Here is a 22,142-nt window from a genome sequence, read left to right as displayed (position 1 = left end):
GAGATACCCCTCACCCGTCTCGCCGCTACGCAGCGAGCCACCCTCTCCCACAAGGGGAGAGGGGAAGAAACGCGCTACTCCTCGTCGTCTTTCCGCTGCAACAGATCCGTCGCCAAATCTGACAGCTTCGGCGGCGGCAGCGCCGCGAACGGCAGCGGCCTTGTCACGTCGATCGCAGCCAGCCCCAGCCGCGCCGTCAACAACCCATTGAGCACGCCTTCGCCGAGCCGCTGCGACAGCTTCGCCGCGATGCCGTGGCCCAGCATCTGCTGAACCAGGCTGTCGCTCGCGGCCATGCCGCCCGTGATGGCGAGGTGGGCGATGACTTGGCGGAGCAGGCGGACCATGCCGAGCGCGCCGGGGCGGCCGCCGTAGAGATAGGCGAGCTGGCGGATCAGGCGCAGCGCGGCGACGAACACGAACAGCACGTCGATCGCCGCGCGCGGCGAGACTGCCGTGACGATCGAGACCTTTTGCGCGGCTGACGACACCAGCCGCCGCGCCTCCGCGTCCAGCGGCGACATCAACTCGCGCTCGGCGAGGCGGATCATATCGGCGCCGTCGATGATCTCGCCAGCATGGCTCTCAAGCGTCGCGCGGGCGCGTGCGAGCTGCGGGTTCTGGTGCGCGATCTTCAGGAGGTCGTGCACGATGACGCGGCTTTCCTTGCGATCATCATTGGCAAGGACGGCGGCGGCGCGCTGATGCAGTTTCTCGATCGTCGCGAGCCGCGCCAGCCCGAACGCCTCGCGCCCGATCACGACCGCGAGCGCAAGTGCGGTGACGAACGCGAAGGCAAGGCCAACCATGCCGAGGCTGTCGCTGCGCGCAAACAGATTCTCGATCAGACGGACGACACCGAGCCCGGTACCGAGCAGCGTCAGCCCGGCGAGGCCGGACCAGAACAGCGTGCCCCAGGGAAAGCCGCGCCGCGCCGGAAGCGTGGTTTGAACTGGTACCGGCAGCGCCAGCGGATCGGGCTCCGGCGTAATCTGGATCGTGCCGCGACCGATCCGCCCTGTCTCGTCGGCCTCGGTGACGACGACGCCGGGATCATCCAGCCGGAACGTCGCCGGCCGCCGTTGCTGGGATCGCTCGTTCATGAGAGCTTGTCTCCGATCAGGAACTGCAAGGCACGGTCGAGGCGAATATGTGGCAGCGCCGGCTCTTCTGTGCCTTCGTGCTCGAGCTTTGGCGGCCGGAAGCGCAGGAAGCGGAAATCACTCTTCTCGGCAGCTTGCGTCGCGAGTCCGCGGAACGCATCCGTACCATTGAACAGCGGCTCGGGATCCAGCGGTAGATCGCCTGGAAAGGTCGCAACCTCGATGTTGCCGTCGAAGAACTCGCCGCCAGCGCTTTCGCCTGCGGCCGGTGTTCCCAAAATCGACGGCAATTTGTCGCGGCCATGCGCCACCTGCGCCTCGCGCGTGGCGCGGACGGCGGCGAGCGCGACGACGTCGATCTCCGCGCCGGTATTTTCGGCGCGCATAACCGCGCGGGTGACCGCACGGCGCAGCACGGCCTCGAGCCGGTCGTGGCTGGAATGATGCAGATGGTCCGCCTTGGTTGCCGCGAACAGGATGCGGTCGATGCGCGGCCGAAACAGGCTGGAGAGGAAGGTGCTGCGGCCGATGTTGAAACAATCGAGAATGCCGGCGAGCGCGGCTTCGAGATCGTGCAGCGCTTCGGGTCCGGAGTTGAATGCCGTGAGCGCATCGGCCAGCACGATCTGGCGGTCGAGCCGGGCGAAATGATCGCGAAAGAACGGCCGCACCACCATGTCCTTGTAGGCCTCATAGCGGCGTACCATCATGGCCCACAGCGATCCTTCCGGCGCCTGCCCGCCAGCGGGCAGGTCGAGCGGCGCGAAGGTCAGCGCCGGCGTATCTGCGAGATTGCCGGGCATCAGGAAGCGGCCGGGCGGCAAGAGGCTCATCGCAAACCGTTCGTCGCGGCAGGCGCGTAAGTAATTGGTGAAGAGCTTGGCGGCCGTGAGCGTCGCCTGCTCGTCCTCACGTGCCTCGGGCTTGAGCGTTGCAAGATGCGCGTGCCAGTCTGCGGCAAGATGCGCGCGCGGCGCCTCGCGCGACAGGGCCAGACTTTCGGCCGACCATTGTTCGTAGCTCTTCTGCAGCAGCGGCAAGTCGAGCAGCCATTCGCCGGGATAGTCAACGATGTCGAGCGTGAGCGTGCGGTCCGCGCCGTTCCGGCGCTGATAATCGATGACGAGGCGGAGCTCGCTGATGTCGACGGTCGAGTTCGGCCAGCGCCGCTCCTCGATCAGCGCGCGCAGATGGGCCTCATAGGCAAAGCGCGGCACGGCATCGTCCGGCTGCGGCGCCAGATGCGCCCTCGCGATCCGGCCCGAGGCATAGGCGTCGAACACCGGAAACCGGCCGCCGCGGGTAAGGCCGTGGATCAAGGCGGTGATGAACACCGTCTTGCCGGCCCGCGAGAGGCCGGTGACCCCGAGCCGCACCGTCGGATTGAAGAAATGCTCGCCATAGTCGATCAGCGCCCTCGCCGACAGCCGCGCCTCCTCGACCATATCCTGGAAACTGAATGCCATATGAACGCTGAGTGATCTCGGGCGGGAGGAATGTGCGACCGTTCACAAAAGTGGCAATTGCGTGAGGAAAATCAAGTTTCATACTTCCACCGCCTTTGTCGGCAAATCAGCCGTTTGAACGACGCGCCGGTCGCGAAACACCCATGCAAGAGGGCATTGCCTCACGTTGCGGATTGCCATGACCGTCTTCCAACTGAAACACTTCGCATCCTCCTCCGTCCATGCTGCGGCCGACGCGATCGGCTGGGATTATGACCGCGCCGAGCTGATCGCCGACGGTGTCATTCACGCCATCGGCGTGCTCGCCGGGCTCATCGCCGCGACCGTGCTGGTGGTGCTGGCGGCGGTCTATGCCGACGCCACCGACATCGTTGGCGTCTCGATCTATGTCGCCGGCCTGCTTTCGATGCTGGTGCTGTCGGCGACCTATAATCTATGGCCGGTGTCGCCGGCCAAATGGGTGCTGCGGCGGTTCGACCATGCGGCGATCTATCTCCTGATCGCGGCGACCTACACCCCCTTCATCCTGGAGCTGAAGGACAGCGTGTTCGCGCTGCTACTGCTCACCGGCGTCTGGTGCGTCGCGATCCTCGGCATCGTGCTGAAGCTGTTCTATCCCGGCCGGTTCGACCGCATCTCAGTCGGCATCTATCTCGCGATGGGCTGGAGCGGCGTCATGCTCTACGACGCCGTGGTCAGGGCGCTGCCTGCGCTGGCGCTGGGCTTCATCCTTGCGGGCGGCCTGCTTTACAGCTTCGGCGTGATCTTCCACGCCTGGCGGCGGCTCCGCTTCCAGAATGCAATCTGGCACGGCTTTGTCTTGGCCGGCGCGGCGTGTCATTATACCGCGGTGCTCGACCTCGTGTTGAGCTGAGCAAGCCGCGAAGCGGTAGAAGAGACGCGGGCCAAGACAAGAGGAGACGTCGCATGCAGGTGACCGGCAAGGTCGTGGTCGTCACGGGCGGCGCCAACGGCATCGGCAAGGCGTTGTGCGAGGCTTTTCACAGGGCGGGTGCAGCCAAAGTCGTCGTCGCGGACATGGATGCCACCAACGCAAGGGCGGTCGCAGCCATGGTGGATGGTGACGCCTTCAAATGCGACGTCGCGCAGGAAAAGGACATCGCCCACGTTATCGAGCAGACCGAGCGGCAGTTCGGCCCGATCGAGCTGTTCTGCTCCAACGCCGGCATCGGCGGCGGCTTCGATCCGATGTCGGAAAATGCCGGCGGCGACTCCGATGAGCCGTGGCAGCGGAGCTGGGCGATCCACGTCATGGCCCACGTCTATGCCGCGCGGCATCTCGTTCCGCGCATGAGGGCGCGTGGCGGCGGCTATTTCCTCAACACGATCTCGGCCGCAGGCCTGTTGTCGCAGGTCGGCAGCCCAGCTTATTCGACGACGAAGCACGCCGCGGTCGGCTTTGCCGAGAATCTCGCGATCTCGCACAAGGCGCACAACATCAAGGTCTCGATCCTCTGTCCGCAGGGCGTCGACACCAACATGCTGCGCTCGATCCCGAAAGGCCCGCAATCCGGCGACGGCGACCTGACGCCGGAGCAGGTGGCAAAGGACGTGCTCGCCGGCCTCGAACAGGAGACGTTCCTGATCCTGCCGCACCCCCAGGTGCTCGGCTACATGCGCAAGAAGACCGAGAATTACGACCGCTGGATCGGCGGCATGGCCAAGATCCAGGCGAAGATGCGGGAGGAGTTCGGGAAGTAAGGGACGCTGTTCCCGCAGTTGACGCTGTCATCGCCCGCCTTCGCGGACGATGACAGTTGAATGTGTGACGGAATTCGCCCCTAGTGCTTCTGCCCGTAAAGCACCGGCACCGTCGAATCCACGACGACCTCGATCAGGCTCGTGCCCGCAAACGTCATTCCGCGCTTCAGCGCCTCGCCCAGCTCCGCAGCCTTCGTCACCCGTACCGCTTCGCACCCCATGCCTTCGGCGAGCCGCACGAAATCGATCCCTGGCAGCTCCAGCCCCGGCACGTTCCTCACCTGCACTACCTGGCTGAACGAGCGCATCGCGCCATAGCCGGAATTGTTGATGACGACGACGGTGAGCGGCAGCTTGCGCTGCGCAGCGGTCCAAAGCGCCTGGATCGAATACATCGCCGAGCCGTCGCCGATCAGGCAGACCGTGCGCTGCTTCGGCTTGCCGAGCGCCATGCCGACTGCGGCGGGCAAGGAGTAGCCGAGGCCGCCGCTGGACATCGTGTAAAAGCTGTCCTGGCCGCGCATCGGCATGAACTTTTGCATCGCTGGCCGGTGCGAGGGGACTTCCTCGACCAGCGAGGTGCCATCCGGCATTGCCTGCGACAGCGAGTGCAGCAGGAACTCCACGGGCAGCGGATCGGCGGCCTGCGGCGCCGGCGGCAGCGTGCGGCCCTTTGGCGCGGCGCGTTTGCTCTCCGGCAGAAGGTCGAGCAGCAGGCTCAGTGCAGGCTTCATCGTCGCGATGATGCTGGTGCCGACCGGCGTCACGGCCGCTGCATCCGGATCATCGGTGATCTGGAAGATCGTCGCACTGCCGTCGAAGATCGCGGCATGGCCTTCGACATGAAAGGTGAACACCGGCGCGCCGATCACGACGATGAGGTCGTGATCGCGTAGTGCATCGGACAGCTGCGCGGGCGAAGCATGCAGGAAGCCCGCGAATTGCGGATGGCGCTCGGGGAACGAGCAGCGCGCCGAGAACGGGCTGACCCAGACGCTGGCCTTGGCCTTCTCGGCCACGCGCACCATCAGATCGACTGCGCCGGCGCGATCGACGCCGGGGCCGATGACGAGTGCAGGGTGCTTGCACGACGTCAGCGCTTTCACCAGCGCCTGCATCGCATCTGGTTCGGGCCCGATCTCCCGGCTGACCTTGCGCGCCTCGATGGGAGATGCCGCATGCGCCCAATCGTCGATCGGGATCGACACGAAGGTCGGCCCGCACGGGGCCTGCATTGCGGTGTAATAGGCGCGCGCAATGGCGGCCGGCACGTCCTCGGCCCGTGCCGGCTCGACGCTGTATTTGACGTAAGGCCGCGGAAACTCCGACGCGCGCTCGGCGTAGAGAAACGCCTGCAAGGGAAGGATCGAGCGCGCCTGCTGGCCAGCGGTGATCACGAGCGGGGTCTGGTTGCGATGCGCGGTGTAGATGTTGCCGAGCGCGTTGCCGACGCCGGCCGCCGAATGCAAATTGATGAAGCCGGCATTGCGCGTGGCCTGGGCGTAGCCGTCGGCCATGCCGACCGCGCTGGCTTCCTGCAGCGCCAGCACATAGTCGATGTCGTCAGGCCAGTCGCTGAGGAACGGCAGCTCGGTCGAGCCGGGATTGCCGAACACCCTGTCGATGCCGAAAGAGCGCAGCAGGTCGAGCGTGGCCTGCTTCACGGTGACGGACTTGCTGCCGGTCTTGCCGTTCTTTGCCATGGTTTCCGTCCCTTCTCGACCTCATCCTGAGGAGCGCGTCTTCGCGCGTCTCGAAGGATGAAGGCCCGGCTGGTGGCCTCGCCCTTCGAGACGCGCGCGAAGGGCGCGCTCCTCAGGGTGAGGGTCTAAATTCCCGCTTCGTCGCTTCGCTCCTCGCAATGACGAGGAGAGAGCCTCACCACACCGCCGTGCCCTTCATCGTCGGCTGCCCTTCCGCATTCGCGGTCCACAGCTCCATGCTCGCCTCGGTCTCATTCGCATTGATCGAGAACTCCGTGCCCTCGAACAGCGGCTGCACGCCACGATAGGTAAATTTCTTCGGCGCCTTGCCGCCATGCAAGCGGGCCGCCATTTCGATGATCAGCGCCGCCTGCAACGGGCCGTGGAAGATCAGGCCCGGATAGCCCTCGACCTTGGTGACATAGTCGCGGTCGTAGTGGATGCGGTGGCCGTTGAAGGTTAGTGCGGAGTAGCGGAACAGCAGCACGGGATCGGAGACATGAGTCTCGCGATGCTGCGCCTTCGGTAGCGGGGGCGGAGCCTTTGCGGGCGCGCTGCTCGTCATCTCGCGATAGACGATGTCCTGCCGCTCGCGAATGGCGAGCCCGCGTGGCGAGGAAATGCTGTGCTCGACCGAGACGAAGCACAGCGTGCCGGTCGAGCCCGATTTCACCTGCACGTCGGCGATGCGTGAGGTGCGCGTCGATTCATCGCCAACGCGCAGCGGCTCAAGGAACTCGATCTCACCGCCGGCCCACATCCGGCGCGGCAGCGGCACCGGCGGCAGGAAGCCGCCGCGGGTCGGGTGGCCGTCGGGCCCTAACATCGACATTGGAAACACCGGTTGTGCCAGGCACCAATGCACCGTGAACGGTGCGGCATCGCCGTTCCTGGGCTCGCCGACCTCCTGGAACAGCGTCGCGCGCAATCCTTTCACGAGCTGCGCGGTGACGATGTCGGTGGCCTCTTGGTTGCGGCCGATCCATTGCCGCAAATGATCGATGTCGAGCTTCTCGGTCATGACGCCTCGCTCTATTATTTTTTGGATTGGGGACGTTCGCCGATCGCCGGCACCGGCCCATAGCTGCGCGTCTCGCCAACGATGATCGGCGCCGGCGCGGGATAGCTGACCCGGCCGTTGGGCGTATCGACCTCGATGCGGCGCAGATGCGGATGGTTGGTGAGGTCGGCCATGGTGTTGACCTCGGCAAAGGCGATGTCGGCATCGGACAGCCGCTTCAGCAGCTCGTCGCGCGTCATATGACTGAAGGCGTCCGCGACGGTCTTGTCGGTGAAGTCGCGGTTGCGCACGCGTTCGACCATGTTGGCGACGCGCGGATCGCTTGGCAGGTCCGGCTGGTCCAGCACCTTTGCGCAAAGCGTCTTCCACTCGCGCTCGCTCTGGATCGAGATCAAGATGTCCTTGCCATCCTCCGAGGTGAACACGCCATAGGGCGCGATCGAGGGATGGCGCAGGCCCATGCGCTTTGGAGGATTGCCGGCCTCCGAGTTGAGCAGCGGCACGGTGCACCAATCCGCCATCACGTCGAACATGGAGATGCGGATGTCGGCACCTTTGCCGGTACGCCCGCGCCCGATCAGCGCCTCCAGGATCGCCGCATGCGCGGTCGCGCCGGTCGCGACGTCGACGATCGACATGCCGACGCGCGAGGCGCCGTCGGGATTTCCGGTGATCGAGGCCAGGCCGCTTTCCGCCTGAATCAGCAAGTCATAGGCCTTGCGATGCGCGTAGGGGCCCGCGTCGCCGTAGCCGGTGATCGTGCACGAGATCAGCTTGGGATAGTCCTTCAGCAGCCGCTCGCGCGAAAAGCCGAGCTTGTCCATCGAGCCCGGCTTGAGATTCTGGATCAGCACGTCGGCGCTTGCGATCAGCTTTTCCAGCTCGGCGCAGCCTTCTTTCGTTGCGAGATCGACGACCACCGATTGCTTGCCGCGGTTGAGCCACACGAAGTAGCTGCTCTGGCCCTTGGCTGCCGCGTCATAGCCGCGTGCAAAATCGCCCTCGGGCCGCTCGATCTTGATCACCTCCGCGCCGGCATCTGCCAGGCGCGAGGAGCAGAACGGTGCTGCCACCGCCTGCTCGACCGCAATCACCCTGATCCCGTCAAGTGCTCCCATGATGGCTGCCTCAATACGAGCGGGGCATGCCGAGCACGTGCTCGGCGACGTACGACAGCACGAGGTTAGTCGAGATCGGCGCCACCTGGTAGAGTCGCGTCTCGCGGAACTTGCGCTCGACGTCGTACTCCTCGGCGAAGCCGAAACCGCCATGAGTCTGGATGCAGGCATTGGCCGCTTCCCACGACGCGTCCGCCGCGAGCATCTTGGCCATGTTGGCCTCCGCGCCGCAATCGAGCCCGGCCTCGTATTTACGCGTGGCCTCCTTCACCATCAGCTCGGCCGCGCGCATCGAGGCGTAGGCCTTGGCGATCGGAAACTGGATGCCTTGATTCTGGCCGATCGGCCGGCCGAACACCGCGCGCTCCTTGGCATAGTTCGTGGCCTTCGCGATGAACCATTTGGCGTCACCGACGCATTCGGCCGCGATCAAAATGCGCTCGGCATTCATGCCGGAGAGGATGTAGCGAAAGCCCTTGCCTTCCTCGCCGATCAGATTTTCCGCCGGCACCTTCATGTCCGTGAAGAACACTTCGGTGGTCGCGTGGTTCATCATGGTGCGGATCGGGCGGATCTCCAGACCATTGTCCTTGGCCTCGCGCATGTCGACGATGAATACCGAGAGACCATCGGTGCGCTTCTTGACCTGCTCCTTCGGCGTGGTGCGCGCCAGCAGCACCATCAGGTCGGAATGCTCGGCGCGGCTGGTCCAGATCTTCTGGCCGTTGACGATGTAGCTGTCGTTGCCATCCTTGCGCGCGAAGGTCTTGAGCGAGGAGGTGTCGGTGCCGCTGGTCGGCTCAGTGACGCCGAAAGCTTGCAGGCGCAATTCGCCGCTCGCGATCTTCGGCAGATACTTCGCCTTCTGCTCGGCATTACCGTGCCGCAGCACCGTGCCCATCGTGTACATCTGGGCGTGGCAGCCGCCGCCGTTGCAGCCCGCACGTTGAATCTCTTCCAGGATCGCCGCTGCGGCCGAGAGTTTCAGCCCCGCGCCGCCATATTCCTCAGGGATCAGCACCGAGAGATAGCCGGCCTCAGTCAGCGCATCGACGAAAGCCTTCGGGTAAGCCATCTCGCGATCGAGCTTGCGCCAATACTCGCCGGGAAACTGCGCGCAGAGCTTGGCGACCGCTTCGCGGATGTCGGCGTAATCTTCGGAGTGGTGTTCTTGACTCATGGCGTTTCCAATCAATAGCGGCAGTTAAGATAACGCCGGCCAATCCCCCGGCGTTGTGAAAACAACGCCAGCCCCCTATGCTCATTTGCTATAGCGTATGGAGTAGCCTTCCAGGATTGGCAAGCATGGATTTCCGTCAGCTTAGGACCTTCAGTTGCGTGGCGGAGCTCGGCAGCCTGTCCAAGGCGTCCGACACGTTGCGCGTGGCGCAGCCGGCGCTCAGCCGCCAGATCAAGCTCTTGGAACACGAGCTGCGCACCGAGCTGTTCACGCGCAACGGCCGCGGCATGGTGCTGACCGAATCCGGGCGCCTGCTGTTGGCGCGAACCTCCGGCATCGTCCGGCAGATCGACCAGATCCGCGACGACATCCAGTCGGCCAAGGGCCCGCCATCCGGCCAGGTCGTGCTTGGCCTGGTTCCGACCGTGAGCTGCGTGCTGTCGGCGCGCTTTGCGCGGCGCTGCGTCGAGAAATTTCCCGGTATCTCGCTGCGTATCGTCGAGAGCTACAGCGGCCATCTCGTCGAATGGCTGCATCGCGGCGAGATGGACTTGGCCATCCTCTACGGCCGCTCGGCCGACCTGCATCTCAACGTCGAGAGTCTCGGCCGCGACAACATCGTCGCTGTCGGCCCGCGCGGCTGTGGTCTCGCGCGCAGGAAGAGCGTCGACATCGGCTGGCTGCTGCGGCAACGCCTGGTGCTGCCCAGTCATTCGCACGGCCTCCGCGCGCTGATCGAGCACGCGGCGGCCCAGCGCAAGATCAAGCTCGACGTCCAGTTGGAAGCGGATTCGTTTCGGGTGCTGACGAGCCTGGTCGAGGAGGGCCTCGGTTTCGCGCTGCTGCCGCCATCATCCGTCCACGGCGAGGTCGCGGACGGCCGGCTGGAGACCGCGCCCGTGTCCAAGCCGATGACGCGCGAGCTCATTTTCGCTTCTCCGATCGATCGTCCGGCCTCGACGGCCTCGCTCGCCATCACCGGGCTTTTGCGTGAGGAGGTCGCGGCCTGCCGCAAGGAGGGCCTGTGGGACATCAGGCTGAGTTAAGTGCGCTCGTGCTTAGAACAGCCCGGTGCCAACTTGCCTTCGCATCTGGCGCGAGCTGTCATGCCGGAATTTTATAGCCGGGGTGTCGCTGCGCTTGCGGAGTGTCAGGGGCGATGCGCTCTTCGCCTCACCCTCGGTGTCATGGCCCGCGAAGGCGGGCAATCCAGTATTCCAGAGGCCGCACGGCTGGAACCGAAAGGCTGCGGCGTACTGGATGCTCCGCTTTCGCGGAGCATGACAGCGGAGGTTGATGAGGTCGCTTGCCCCAAAGAGCCTTCTAGGAGCGGAGCCTATCCCGGAATCCGCACCGGCAGCGACTCATACCCCTTGATGAAGCTCGAATAGATCCGCTTGGGCTCGCCGACCACCTCGATGCGGTCGAAGCGCTTCAGCATCTCTTCCCAGATGATGCGGAGCTGGAGCTCGGCCAGACGCATGCCGACGCAGCGGTGGATGCCGAACCCGAAGGAGAGGTGGGTGCGCGGCCGCGCGCGGTCGATGATGAAATCGTTCGGCCGCTCGAACATCTCCTCGTCGCGGTTGCCCGAGACGTACCACATCACGACGCGGTCGCCTTTCTTGATGTGCTTGCCGCCGATCTCGGTGTCTTGGAGCGCGGTGCGCCGCATATGCGCCAGCGGCGTCTGCCAGCGGATCACCTCCGGCACCATGGAATCGATCAACGCCGGGTTGGCGCGCAGCTTGTCGTACTGCTCCGGGTTCTCGTTCAGCGCCAGCACCGAGCCGGTCATGGTGTTGCGCGTCGTGTCGTTGCCGCCGACGATGAGCAGGATGATGTTGCCCATGAGGTTGTCGGGGTCCATGTGGCGTGTGGCGTCGTTATGGGCCATCAGCGACAACAGGTCGTTGCGCGGCTCGGAATTGACGCGCTCGTTCCACAGCTTCGACATGTAGGCATAGCACTCGTCCATCTCGCGGCGGCGCTCTTCGGCCGAGGCGACGATGCCGCTCTTGGGCAACGCGGTCGAGACGTCGGACCAGCGCGTCAGCTTTCGCCGCTCCTCCCAGGGGAAGTCGAACAGGGTCGCCAGCATCTGCGTCGTCAGCTCGATCGAGACGCGCTCGACGAAGTTGAAAGTCTCATTGCGCGGCAGATTGTCCAGCACGGTCTGCGAGCGCTGGCGGATCAGTTTGGCCAGTTCGTCCAGATGCTGAGGGGTGAACATCGGCGACACCGTCTTGCGCTGCGCCGAGTGCCGGGGCTGGTCCATGGCGATGAAGCTCGGCCAGTCATAGCCTTCGGGCACGTCGCGGATCGAGATGCCGCCGAGCTTGGAGTCGGAGGAGAAGATGCCGTGATTGGTGTCGACATGCATGATGTCGTTGTACTTCACCACCGACCAGTAGGGCTCGATCGGCGCGTTGGTGCAGTAATGCACCGGCTCTTCGTTGCGCAGCCGCTCGAACCAAGGCCACAAGGTATCGTCCTGGAACAGCCTGGGCGCGCCGGGGTGGAATTGCGACAACGGCGTCGCATAGGCCTCCTCGCGGGCCCTGCGCATGCGTTCGGCCTTGTTCACTCTAACCGGCGCTTGGATGTTCATGGTCGTGGCTCCAGTTGATCTTTCCTTCGCCTCTTTCCGCACGCGGGAGAGGGGAGTTCTTCGACTCACACGGCGATCTTCACCGGCAGCGTCTCGATACCCTTTACGAAACTCGAATAGACCCGCCTGGGTTCGCCGACCACATCGATATGGTCGAAGCGCTTGAGGATCTCTTCCCAGATGATCTTGAGCTGGAGTTCGGCCAGCCGCAAGCCCACGCAGCGGTGGATGCCGAAGCCGAAGGAGAGATGCGTGCGCGGGCGGGCGCGATCGATGATGAAATCGTAGGGCCTCTCGATCACCTCCTCGTCTCGGTTACCCGAGACATACCACATCACGACCTTGTCACCCTTCTTGATCTGCTTGCCGCGGAACTCGAAGTCGGAGAGCGCCGTGCGCCGCATATGCGCGAGCGGCGTCTGCCAGCGGATCACCTCCGGCACGAAGCTGTCGAGCAGATCAGGATTCTCGCGCAGCTTGCGATATTGGTCCGGATGCTGGCTCAGCGCGTAGATCGAGCCCGACATGGTGTTGCGGGTGGTGTCGTTGCCTCCGACGATCAAAAGAATGAGATTGCCGAGGAAGTTCTTCGCATCCATGTCGCGCGTCGCGGCGCCATGCGCCATCATCGACAAGAGGTCGCTCTTCGGCGGCTGCTCGATGCGCTCCTTCCAGAGGCGGGAGAAATAGCCCGCGCATTCCGTCAGCTCGGCCTGTCGTTCGTCTTCGGTGGCGACGAGGCCGTCCGGACCGGGAATGGTGGTGGCGATGTCGGACCAGCGCGTCAGCTTGCGGCGGTCCTCCCAGGGGAAGTCGAACAGCACCGCCAACATCTGCGTGGTGAGCTCGATCGAGACGCGGTCGACCCAGTCGAACACCTCGCCACGCGGCAGGTTGTCCAGGCACTCGGCCGAGCGCTTGCGGATGTTGAGCGCGAGATTGTCCAGATGCGTCGGCGTGAACATCGGCGCCACGGTCTTGCGCTGCGCCGCATGCCGCGGCGGGTCCATCGAGATGAAGCTCTCGCGGCGCAGGTCTGGATCGATGTCGCGGATCGTGATGCCGCCGAGTGCGGAGGCGGAGGAGAACACCGAATGATTGGTCTCGATCTCCATGATGTCATTGTAGCGCGTCACCGACCAGTACGGGCCGAACATCGAGTCCTTGCAATAGTGCACGGGATCCTCCCGGCGCAGGCGGTCGAAATAGGGCCAGAACGTATCGGTCCTGAACAGTTCAGGATCGCCGGGATCGAACTGCTCCAGCGGCAGCGATGTGGCGCGCTCGCGCAACGCGTCGAGCTTGGCTGCGCTCTCGATAGTCCCATGCATGACCGCTCTCCCTGTCGTGAACCGCGCGTCGTTGAATTCTGCGCTGCGGTATTTGATTTGCAATTACAGCCGGTTGTCTGCGCCGGGGCAAGGAGAGTTTTGCCACATCCAACCTTCCCGAGAGCGTCGGACGGACGTCACGCTGGCACGCGAACGTGGCCTCCCGCACGCCGCTCAGTGGGGGATCGTGCAAGAAACCAACTGGAATCGAGGTAAATCGAACCCGGTTATCTTGGGATCGACTAACCTCTGATCTATAGTTTGGCCGTCACAGATCCGCACCCCGAGGTTGCCGCCGTGAACGACATGCAATGGGCCCCCACCGGCTCCGAACCCATACCGCCGCCGCTGCCGCCGATGCGGGTCGATTTCACCGGCAGCCGCCCCGAATTCCGCAAGCTGGTCACCAGGGGTGCCATGCTCGAGCTCGTCACCTTCGGCTTCTACCGGTTCTGGCTCGTCACCGACATCCGCCGTCATCTGTGGACCAACACCGCGATCGACGGCGATGCAGCCGAATACACCGGACGTGGTAAGGAGCTTTTGGTCGGCTTCCTGTTCGCACTTGCGATCCTGGTGCCGATCTATCTCGCGTATTTCCTTGTCGGCATCGAGTTCGAACGCTGGCAGGGCTTTGCCTCGGCGCCGCTCTTCATCGCCTTCTATGCCTTCGGCCAGTTCGCGATTTTTCGCGCGCGCCGCTATCGCCTGACGCGCACGGCCTGGCGCGGCGTGCGGTTCTGGATGGACGGCTCGGGCTGGGCCTATTCGTTCCGTGCCATGCTGTGGGGCTTGCTCGTGTTTCTGACGCTCGGCCTGGCGCTGCCCTGGCGTGAGGCTGCGCTCGAACGCTACAAGATGCAGCACACCCATTACGGCGATCTCACCGGCGATTTCGAAGGCGACGGCTGGACGTTCTTCAAGCGCGGCTGGTGGCTGTGGCTGCTCAGCCCGATCGTCCTGGTGATCTTCCCGCTCGCACCGTTCTTCTATGCCGAGTTCAAGGCGCGCGAATGGCGCTGGTGGCTCGACGGCATCCGTATCGGCGGCGTCAGCCTGTCCTCGCGGCTGCCTCATGACGCCTTCTACGGCCTGTACTGGAAGGTGATCGGCTGGTGGCTGCTGCTCTCGATGGCTTTTGCCGCCTATCTTGGCGGCGCCACCATGCTCGTCGTCACCCTGAGCGGCGTTCCGGTGGAGGAGGTGTTCGGCCCGGACAATGCTGCCAAGAGCATCCCGATGCTGGTGATGATGGTGATCGGCTATTTCGCGCTCGCCCTTGCCGTCAACATCATCATGCGCGTCTATCTCCAGCGCGATCTCTGGGCCAAGGTGCTGGAGAACGTCGAGGTGCACAACATCGCGGCCGCCGCGGATGTGCGCGGCAGCGGCGAGCTCGCTGGCGCGCTCGGCGAAGGTTTTGCCGATGGACTGGATGTTGCGGGATTCTGAGCTGTGAGTGAGTTGTTGACCGAGGTCCCCGCGCAGTCCGCAAAGCCGGCGATCTTCTTCGACGGTGTCTCGAGCCGCAGGCGTCAGGTGACGCTGACGCTCGGTGACGCCCTAGAGATCGCCGAGGACGGCGAAGCGCCCGTTCGCTGGGCCTATGCCGATATCCGCCGCGCCGACAGCCCGGCCGGGGTTTTGCGTCTGGCTTCGACATCCGCGCCGCCACTCGCGCGGCTCGAGGTCCGTGATGCCGCGCTCGCAGCCGATCTAACCGCGCGATGCTTGCGCCTCGACGAGCGCCAGACCACGCGCCGTGGTGTCGCGAGGATCGTCGGCTGGTCGGTGGCCGCCGCCGTCTCCATCGTCTGCGTCGTGCTGTTCGGCGTACCGCTCGCCGCCGATCGGCTCGCGCCGCTCGTGCCGAAACCGATCGAGCGCCGCATTGGCGATGCGTCCGAGGTCCAGGTGAAGACCATTTTCGGCCGCAGCGCCTGCGAAGATCCCGCAGGCAAGGCCGCGTTCACAAAGCTCGTCAACCGTCTGCGCGATGCCGCCGGCCTCGACGACGATTCCATGACGGCCGGCGTGCTGCCGAGTTCGGTGCCGAACGCGTTCGCGCTCCCGGGCGGCAAAGTGTTCGTGCTGAAGGGCCTGCTCGACAAGGCTGAAAGCCCCGACGAGCTCGCCGGCATCCTCGCGCACGAGCTCGGCCATCTCAAGCATCACGACAACATGCGCGGCCTGATCTACAACGGTGGCACCTCGTTCCTGATCGGCCTGTTGTTCGGCGACGTCACCGGCTCCTCGGCCGTGATCTTCGCCTCGCGCAGCGTGGTCGAAGCCTCCTATTCGCGCGAGGCCGAGACCGGCGCCGACACCTTCGCCATCGACGTCATGCACGCACTCGGCCGCTCGCCCAAACCCGCGGCCGAGCTGATGTTCCGCATCACCGGCAAGGAAGGCGGCTCCGGTCTCATGACGATCCTCGCCAGCCATCCGCTGACCGAAGACCGTCTTGCGCGCATGACCAAGGAAGATCGCCCTGCCAGCGGCCCGCCGCTGCTGACGGACAAGGAGTGGCGGGCGCTGAAGGCGATTTGCGGCAGCGGAAAGGTGTGAGCCGCCGGGGGTTACTTCGCCGGCGCCGCCGGCGGGTTCGAGCCAGTGGTGACGTTCGGCGCGTTGTTCGGGCTGGATGTCGTGGTCTGCTGACCGACCTCGCGCCCATTGTAGAAGAAGATGGCTGCGACCACGGCGATCACGAAGATGGCGCCGATCGCCCAGCCGACCGGGCTGTTGCGGCGCGCACGGTCAGTCCTGCGGTCATCATTCTGATAGGTCATCGTGCTCTCCATGCTAGAGCAGGAGAACATCGCGCGACGGAAGCTGTTCCTAATGTGCGCGTAGCACTTACCGCGTTCCGTAAGCGCGGTCGCCGGCGTCGCCAAGGCCGGGCAGGATGAAGCCATTCTCGTCGAGGCCTTCGTCCACCGCGGCCGTCCAGATCGGAACGTCCGGGTGCAGTCCGCGCAGGCGCTCGAGGCCTTCCGGCGCGGCGATCAGGCAGGCGAGGCGGATGTCCCTGGCGCCGCGTTCCTTCAGCCGGTCGATGGCCGCGACGGCCGTGTTGGCGGTGGCGACCACGGGCGTCACCACGATCGCGAGCCGTTCGCCGAGATCGGACGGCGATTTGAAGAAATACTCGACCGCGGCAAAGCTGTGCGGCTCGCGGTAGAGCCCGATATGGGCGACGCGCGCGGTCGGCACCAGATCCATCATGCCGTCGACGAAGGTGGTGCCGGCGCGCAGCATCGGCACGAACACCAGCTTCTTGCCGGCGATCTTGGCCGAGTGCATCGTTGCCAGCGGCGTCTCGATGACCGTGTCGGCGAGCGGTAGGTCGCGCGTCACCTCGTAGCACAGCAGCATGCCGATTTCCTTGATCAGCTCGCGAAACGACTTGGTCGAGATGGACTTGTCCCGGACTAGCGTCAGCTTGTGCTGCACCAGCGGATGATCGACGATCGTGACGCCTTCCATGATGGGATGCTCTTCTTCTTCCCTTCTCCCCTTGTGGGAGAAGGTGGCGCGAAGCGCCGGATGAGGGGTCGTCTCCACGAACTTCGATGAGAGATGTGCCCGCGGAGACAACCCTCACCCGGCTTCGCCCTTCGCGAAGCCACCTCTCCCACAAGGGGAGAGGGTTATTAAAAAACCGTGCCGTCGCTGATCACTTTGAGCGGCGGCGAACCGTCCGGACGGCGTGCGAAGGCGATCGCGCGGCCCGCGGCCCAGGTGCCGCCCTCTAGAATGCTGGCGAGCGGTAACGTCTGAGGCGTGCGGTCGAGCTTGGCGCGGATGCGCTCTGCCAGCCGGTCCAGCAGGGCGACGGTGAGCGCGCGCCACTCGACGACGAGCAGCGAATCCACGGCATGCGCGCGCGCGGCATCCGCGGCATCGCGCAGACGCAGCACTTCGTGATCGACGAACAGGCCGCCATTGCGGTATTCGGCGAGCCCGGTCAGGCCGTCGATGTCGGTCACTTCGAAGCCTGCGCGCTGGAGCGGCTCGATGAGCGAATAGCTCAGCCATTGCGACAACTTGTGCAGCGGTACGAGACCGGCGGTGGCGTCGTCCGCCTCGATCGCCGGGTGATGCCAGCAATCGCCAAGCGGAATGCCCGCGAGTTCCAGCCGCGACGGCCAGATTGGTCCGAGCTGGTCCAGCACCGCGGAGAGGATGGCGGGCGCGGGAAGCGCGCCGCCCACAGCTTGCGCCGCGATGTGATCGAACAGGCCGCCCGGCCGCGGCGTATCGTTCAAACCGAATACCTCCGAACGCTCTGCGACCAGCTTGCCCAGACGGCGCAGCAGATCCGTGCGCCCTTCCAGTCCAAGCAGTGGATTGGCATCGCCGACCTGAAAGGCGGATGTGAGCCTGTCGCGCGGCAGCCTTGCAAGCACGTCCGCATCGGCCCTGAACGGCGCGCCGGGATCGCGCGAGAAAAGGCCGCCCGCAAACATATCGAGGCTTGCGATCGCAAGCCCCTCGGACCGGCCGATGCTTTCTCCTGTCACCGCGTCGCGATATCGCCACGCCGCACCCGCGCCGGCATCGAGCAGCACGCTGACGATGGCGAGGTCGAACTCCGCGCGCGCCCGCGCCGCGCGATCCGGCCAGGACGTAGCGTCCGCGAGCTCCGCCCAGCGATCGACGCCGCCAAGCACGAAATGCCGCCATCGTGCATGGAAGGGAATGTCCAGCCTCGGATAGGCCTTGCGCGTCACCGCGAGCACGGCCTGCGCGACGCCGTCCATGCGGCCGAGATCGATCGTGAAATGCTGGAGGCCGCCGGCGAGGCCGATCTCGAGCATCTGCGCGGCCCGCGCGCGAACCGCCGCTGCAGTGAGCAGCGCGCGCGCCTCTCGTTCCAAAGCCTCCGCCATCGCGCGATCAGTATTTTTCCAGCGAACGCCCGACCACGTCGTTGACGTCCTTCTCCGGCGCGATTTCGGTCGAATAATAGCCAGCGGCCTTCTTCGCGGCGATTTCGACATAGGCGTCGGCGGGAATGAGCTCCGGCGGGATCGGCACGCGCTCGACGATGTCGATGCCTTGCGAGGTCAGCGCGTCGTATTTCATGTCGCTCATCGACAGGAAGCGGTCGATGCGGGTCAAGCCGAGCCAGTGAATCGTATCCGGCATCAATTGCTGGAAGCGCGCGTCCTGCACGCCGGCGACGCATTCGGTGCGCTCGAAATAGGCCGCGGCCGCGTCGCCATCCTCCTGGCGCTTGCGCGCGTTGTAGACCAGGAATTTGGTGACCTCGCCGAGCGCACGGCCTTCCTTGCGATTGTAGACGACGAGTCCGAGCCCGCCCTCCTGCGCGCCGCGCGCGGATTCCTCGATGCCGTGAATCAAATAGGGCCGGCAGGTGCAGATGTCGGATCCGAACACGTCCGAGCCGTTGCACTCGTCATGCACGCGGCAGGTGATCTTGGTGCGGTGGTCCGGCAGCTTTGTCACATCGCCGAACAAGTACACCGTGGTGCCGCCGATCGGCGGCAGGAACACTTTCATGTCCGGCCGCGTCACCAGCTCCGGGAACATGCCGGCGGTCTGCTCGAACAGCGTGCGCCGCAGCTCGGTCTCGCCGGTGCCGAAGCGAGTCGCGAGGCCCGGCAGGTACCACACCGGATCGATCGCGATCTTCACCACCGACACGCTGCCATTGGCGTGCACGACCTCGCCGTCGGCGCGTAGCCGGTTTGCCGCCAGCGCCTCGCGGATCTCCGGGAGGTCCAGTCGCGCGCGGGTTACCGCGATGCTCGGCCTGATGTCGAAGCCCTCGGCGATCTCCTGGCGGAAGTTTTCCGCAACGAGATGCCCCCACGGATCGAGCGCGACGATTTTCGTGGGATCATTCCATTGCGGGAACGGGCCAATGGTCGCGGCGGGAAACGTGTTGGTGAGGTCAGGACGCCGGATCGGATCGAGCGCGCCCGCGGACACTGCGAGCGCCCGGTACATCGCGTAGGATCCGCCATGGCTGCCGATCACGTTACGATCCCCAGCGCGCGACACCGTGCCGATGATCGGACCCCGGGCGCGCGCCTCAGTGGCGCCCCAATGGATCGGGAAGGCGGCCTTCCGGCCCGGCTCCGGATGGGAGGTCAGGCGGATGTGGTCGGTACGGTTCGCGCGGCTCATGTCCAGGCTCCCAAAAAGCCAACGGCCCGCCGCTCGGACGGGCCTGGCTCGGTCGCGTTGCCAGTCGAGGACACCGGCGACGCGAGCTCAATCCGACATATTGTAGCGGCGAGGCACGACAGACAAGTTAATCGTGCCGGGCGGGCAGAGCCCCTTCGTGCCTAATTCCCGTCGTCAACGCGCCAGCAGCGCCGCCTTTGGCACCGCGCGCCCGCGTTGGCGGACCCGGCCGCTCTGCCTGTGCGGCCAGTTTAAGAGATTGAAATATTTCCAATTTTCGTGTTTTCAAGGGGTGCCGAATGGTCTGGCTGTGCGGACGACACGTTCTCGACAAAACCTGACTCAGCCCAACCGTAGGATCGCCTCGCCTTGGAGACTGCCATGCCCGCCGCCAGCTACATCGACCCCCGCAACGGACAACTCTATCCGCTGGACCGGCCGCGCTGGTGCTCGGACGAGCGCACGCCGTTGCTGGTGACGCCGGGCGCCGGCATGTCGCGCGAAGACATCGATGGCCGCATGCGATCGCTCTGGCGTTACCGGGCGGCGCTCCCGGTCGAGATCGCAAAGCCGATCACGCTCGGCGAGGGCTGCACGCCCCTGGTCCAGCAGGATTGGGGCGAACTGCGGCCGCTGTTCAAGCTCGAATGGTTCAACCCGACCGGCAGCTTCAAGGACCGTGGCTCTTCCGTGATGCTGTCCTTCCTGCGCCAGATCGGCATCAATGCGGTGCTGGAGGATTCCTCAGGCAATGGCGGCTCGTCCATGGCCGGGCTGGGTGCCGCCGGCGGCATGCGCGTGAAGATCCTCGCGCCTGCCTCGACCTCACCGGCCAAGATCGCGCAGGTGCGCGCCTATGGCGCCGCGGTGCAGCTCGTCGATGGCCCGCGCGAGGAATCGGAGGCCGAGGCGATCCGCCAGTCGCACCAGACGTTCTACGCCAGCCACAATTGGCAGCCGTTTTTCCTCGAAGGCACCAAATCGCTCGCCTATGAGATCTGGGAGGACCTCGGCTTCCACGCGCCCGACAACGTCATCGTCCCGGTCGGTGCCGGCAGCAGCCTGCTCGGTTGCGCCTTCGGCTTCCGGGAGCTGCGCAAAGCCGGCCAGATCACAAAGCTGCCGCGCCTGTTCGCGGCGCAGCCGCAAAATTGCTCGCCGATCGATGCAAGCTTCCAGGCCGGCGTCGATACGCCTGTCGCGCGCGAGGTGCACAAGACCATCGCCGAAGGCACCGCCATCAAGAATCCGCTGCGCCTGCGCGAGATCATCGGCGCCTTGCGCGAAAGCGGCGGCGGCACCGTCGCGCTCACCGAGGACGAGATCGTTGCTGCCCTGCGGCGTCTTGCACGGCAAGGATTGTTTGCCGAGCCGACCAGCGCCAGCGCGGCTGCCGCGCTGGAAAAACTGTCCGCTGCCGGCGCCATCAAGGCGAACGAGACCACGGTCGCCGTCCTCACCGGCACCGGCCTGAAAGCCGCCACCACCGTTGCCGATCTCGTGCAATAGCCTTCGATCTATTGAGCCTGTAGCGCGGGCCCGCGCGGGGTTAGGCTGTTGCAGTGGGATCGTCATTCCCGGGCTTGTCCCGCGCATCCACGTTCCTCGTGCCGCGGAGCCTTGCATGGATGGACGGACAAGGCGGACCATACGGGAAGAAGGTTTCGGTGAGCGCGTTGAACCTTCGGCGTCCGTCGTCAGCCTCATGAACATCGAGCTCGAGAAGGAGAGTTCCATGACCGCGCAGGATCCGTTTGCAGGTTTCAAGGCCGTTCAGAAGGAAGCCTGGTCGCTGTTCACCCCGATCGAAGTGTTCACCACACCGGCCGCCGCCAAGCTGGTCGGTTTTGCCGGCGTTGTCGCCGGCCAAAGGTTGGTCGACGTCGCATGCGGCACGGGTGTGGTCGCAATCACGGCCGCGCGCCGCGGTGCGAAGGTCAGGGGTCTCGACCTGTCGCCGGTTCTGATCGAGCGCGCCCGCGAGCACGCGCAGCTGGTGAACCTCGATATTGACTTCGCTGACGGTGACGCCGAAAGCCTGCCCTATGGCGACAATGAGTTTGACGTGGTGCTCAGCCAGTTCGGCCACATGTTTGCACCGAGTCCGGACCTTGCAATCGGCGAGATGCTGCGGGTGCTGAAGCCCGGCGGCACCATCGCTTTCTCCACTTGGCCGCCACATCTCTATGTCGGACGGATGTTCGCGCTGATCGGCCGCCATCTGCCGCCGCCCGAGGGTGTGGCGTCGCCGGTGTTGTGGGGCGATCCGAAAACGGTCGCCGAGCGTCTCGCCGGGAAAGCACAGGACCTCTCCTTCGAGATGGACATGATGACGCCGTCCGCACTCAGCCCGCAGCATTTCCGCCGCACCATGGAAACGACGATCGGGCCTTTGATCAAGCTCGTCGCCCAGTATCAGGACGAGCCGGACAAGCTCAGGAGCTTCCGCGCCGAGTTCGAGGCGTTGATCTCGGAATATTTCGATGCCGGCAACAACGTGATGCGCCAGCAGTATCTGATGACGAGAGCAAGGAAGGTGTGAGGGCGCGATCTCAGGCTAATGGCTTGCCGGGTTAAGTCTTGCTCGTCCTCCCCTGGAGGGCCGGGCTATCGCATTTGAAGACTGTTCGCCTTCGGCTATCCTTCGAGACGCCCGGCTTTGGCGGGCCCTTAGGATGAGGACCGCAGTTTCAACGAACACCGGTGCCGCTTAGCCTCATCCTGAGGA

19 protein-coding genes are annotated in these 22,142 nt (G+C 65.0%); 7 read left to right on the top strand and 12 right to left on the bottom strand.

The features are described from left to right. Window positions 1-74 precede the first annotated feature (74 nt). Window positions 75-1,103: a TIGR01620 family protein gene (locus IVA91_RS20850; RefSeq protein WP_247459106.1), complete on the bottom strand. Its 1,029-nt coding sequence runs from the start codon at window positions 1,101-1,103 to the stop codon at window positions 75-77. After that, on the bottom strand, window positions 1,100-2,569 hold the full coding sequence (locus IVA91_RS20845) for a YcjX family protein (RefSeq protein ID WP_247277412.1): 1,470 nt from the start codon (window positions 2,567-2,569) through the stop codon (window positions 1,100-1,102). The genes IVA91_RS20850 and IVA91_RS20845 overlap by 4 nt, the downstream gene beginning before the upstream one ends. A 178-nt stretch (window positions 2,570-2,747) precedes the next feature. Here IVA91_RS20845 and IVA91_RS20840 point away from each other — a divergent pair, with 178 nt between their 5' ends. Both IVA91_RS20840 and IVA91_RS20835 read left to right on the top strand, forming a co-directional pair. Further along, window positions 2,748-3,443, top strand: a complete 696-nt coding sequence (locus IVA91_RS20840) for a hemolysin III family protein (protein ID WP_247277411.1) — start codon at window positions 2,748-2,750, stop codon at window positions 3,441-3,443. A 53-nt stretch (window positions 3,444-3,496) separates the two neighbouring features. Next, entirely contained in the window at window positions 3,497-4,291 is a 795-nt protein-coding gene (locus IVA91_RS20835; protein ID WP_247277410.1) for an SDR family oxidoreductase, read from the top strand. A gap of 80 nt (window positions 4,292-4,371) precedes the next feature. On the opposite strand, the gene mdlC is transcribed toward IVA91_RS20835, so the two are convergent. From mdlC to IVA91_RS20815, 4 genes are all read right to left on the bottom strand, one after another. Continuing rightward, window positions 4,372-5,994 carry a benzoylformate decarboxylase gene (gene mdlC / locus IVA91_RS20830; RefSeq protein ID WP_247277409.1) on the bottom strand — a complete coding sequence of 541 codons (1,623 nt, stop codon included), beginning with the start codon at window positions 5,992-5,994 and terminating at the stop codon, window positions 4,372-4,374. Between the two features lie 175 nt (window positions 5,995-6,169). Then, on the bottom strand, window positions 6,170-7,015 hold the full coding sequence (locus IVA91_RS20825) for a MaoC family dehydratase N-terminal domain-containing protein (protein WP_247277408.1): 846 nt from the start codon (window positions 7,013-7,015) through the stop codon (window positions 6,170-6,172). 14 nt (window positions 7,016-7,029) lie between these two features. Continuing rightward, window positions 7,030-8,133: a CaiB/BaiF CoA-transferase family protein gene (locus IVA91_RS20820; RefSeq protein WP_247277407.1), complete on the bottom strand. Its 1,104-nt coding sequence runs from the start codon at window positions 8,131-8,133 to the stop codon at window positions 7,030-7,032. Window positions 8,134-8,143: 10 nt separating this feature from the next. Further along, a complete protein-coding gene (locus IVA91_RS20815; protein ID WP_247277406.1) occupies window positions 8,144-9,313 on the bottom strand; it encodes an acyl-CoA dehydrogenase family protein in 1,170 nt (389 codons plus the stop codon). 125 nt (window positions 9,314-9,438) lie between these two features. On the opposite strand from IVA91_RS20815, the gene IVA91_RS20810 reads away from it, so the two are divergent. Next, window positions 9,439-10,359, top strand: a complete 921-nt coding sequence (locus IVA91_RS20810; RefSeq protein ID WP_247277405.1) for a LysR substrate-binding domain-containing protein — start codon at window positions 9,439-9,441, stop codon at window positions 10,357-10,359. Window positions 10,360-10,649: 290 nt separating this feature from the next. Here the strand turns inward: IVA91_RS20810 and IVA91_RS20805 are convergent, their stop codons facing one another. Further along, on the bottom strand, window positions 10,650-11,924 hold the full coding sequence (locus IVA91_RS20805) for a cytochrome P450 (RefSeq protein ID WP_247277404.1): 1,275 nt from the start codon (window positions 11,922-11,924) through the stop codon (window positions 10,650-10,652). Between the two features lie 65 nt (window positions 11,925-11,989). Continuing rightward, window positions 11,990-13,255: a cytochrome P450 gene (locus tag IVA91_RS20800; protein WP_247277403.1), complete on the bottom strand. Its 1,266-nt coding sequence runs from the start codon at window positions 13,253-13,255 to the stop codon at window positions 11,990-11,992. Window positions 13,256-13,561: 306 nt separating this feature from the next. Here IVA91_RS20800 and IVA91_RS20795 point away from each other — a divergent pair, with 306 nt between their 5' ends. Both IVA91_RS20795 and IVA91_RS20790 read left to right on the top strand, forming a co-directional pair. After that, on the top strand, window positions 13,562-14,707 hold the full coding sequence (locus IVA91_RS20795) for a YjgN family protein (protein WP_247277745.1): 1,146 nt from the start codon (window positions 13,562-13,564) through the stop codon (window positions 14,705-14,707). Window positions 14,708-14,710: 3 nt separating this feature from the next. After that, window positions 14,711-15,823, top strand: a complete 1,113-nt coding sequence (locus tag IVA91_RS20790) for a M48 family metallopeptidase (RefSeq protein ID WP_247277402.1) — start codon at window positions 14,711-14,713, stop codon at window positions 15,821-15,823. 11 nt (window positions 15,824-15,834) lie between these two features. Here the strand turns inward: IVA91_RS20790 and IVA91_RS20785 are convergent, their stop codons facing one another. The 4 genes from IVA91_RS20785 to IVA91_RS20770 form a co-directional block, all read right to left on the bottom strand. Continuing rightward, window positions 15,835-16,047 carry a hypothetical protein gene (locus IVA91_RS20785; protein ID WP_247277401.1) on the bottom strand — a complete coding sequence of 71 codons (213 nt, stop codon included), beginning with the start codon at window positions 16,045-16,047 and terminating at the stop codon, window positions 15,835-15,837. Between the two features lie 67 nt (window positions 16,048-16,114). Continuing rightward, window positions 16,115-16,744 carry a uracil phosphoribosyltransferase gene (upp, locus tag IVA91_RS20780; RefSeq protein WP_018317218.1) on the bottom strand — a complete coding sequence of 210 codons (630 nt, stop codon included), beginning with the start codon at window positions 16,742-16,744 and terminating at the stop codon, window positions 16,115-16,117. Window positions 16,745-16,911: 167 nt separating this feature from the next. Continuing rightward, window positions 16,912-18,150: a URC4/urg3 family protein gene (locus tag IVA91_RS20775; protein WP_247448703.1), complete on the bottom strand. Its 1,239-nt coding sequence runs from the start codon at window positions 18,148-18,150 to the stop codon at window positions 16,912-16,914. Window positions 18,151-18,157: 7 nt separating this feature from the next. After that, window positions 18,158-19,414 (bottom strand): GTP cyclohydrolase II, encoded by a 1,257-nt coding sequence (locus IVA91_RS20770; protein ID WP_247277399.1) that lies wholly within the window; start codon window positions 19,412-19,414, stop codon window positions 18,158-18,160. A 381-nt stretch (window positions 19,415-19,795) separates the two neighbouring features. Between IVA91_RS20770 and IVA91_RS20765 the strand changes: the two genes are divergently transcribed. Both IVA91_RS20765 and IVA91_RS20760 read left to right on the top strand, forming a co-directional pair. Further along, window positions 19,796-20,923, top strand: a complete 1,128-nt coding sequence (locus IVA91_RS20765; RefSeq protein WP_247277398.1) for a threonine synthase — start codon at window positions 19,796-19,798, stop codon at window positions 20,921-20,923. Window positions 20,924-21,149: 226 nt separating this feature from the next. Continuing rightward, on the top strand, window positions 21,150-21,956 hold the full coding sequence (locus IVA91_RS20760; RefSeq protein WP_247277397.1) for a class I SAM-dependent methyltransferase: 807 nt from the start codon (window positions 21,150-21,152) through the stop codon (window positions 21,954-21,956). The last annotated feature ends 186 nt before the right edge of the window (window positions 21,957-22,142 follow it).

Source organism: Bradyrhizobium sp. 153 (genome assembly GCF_023073835.1).
GTDB lineage: Bacteria > Pseudomonadota > Alphaproteobacteria > Rhizobiales > Xanthobacteraceae > Bradyrhizobium.
This window is presented reverse-complemented; position numbering and strand designations above follow the sequence as displayed.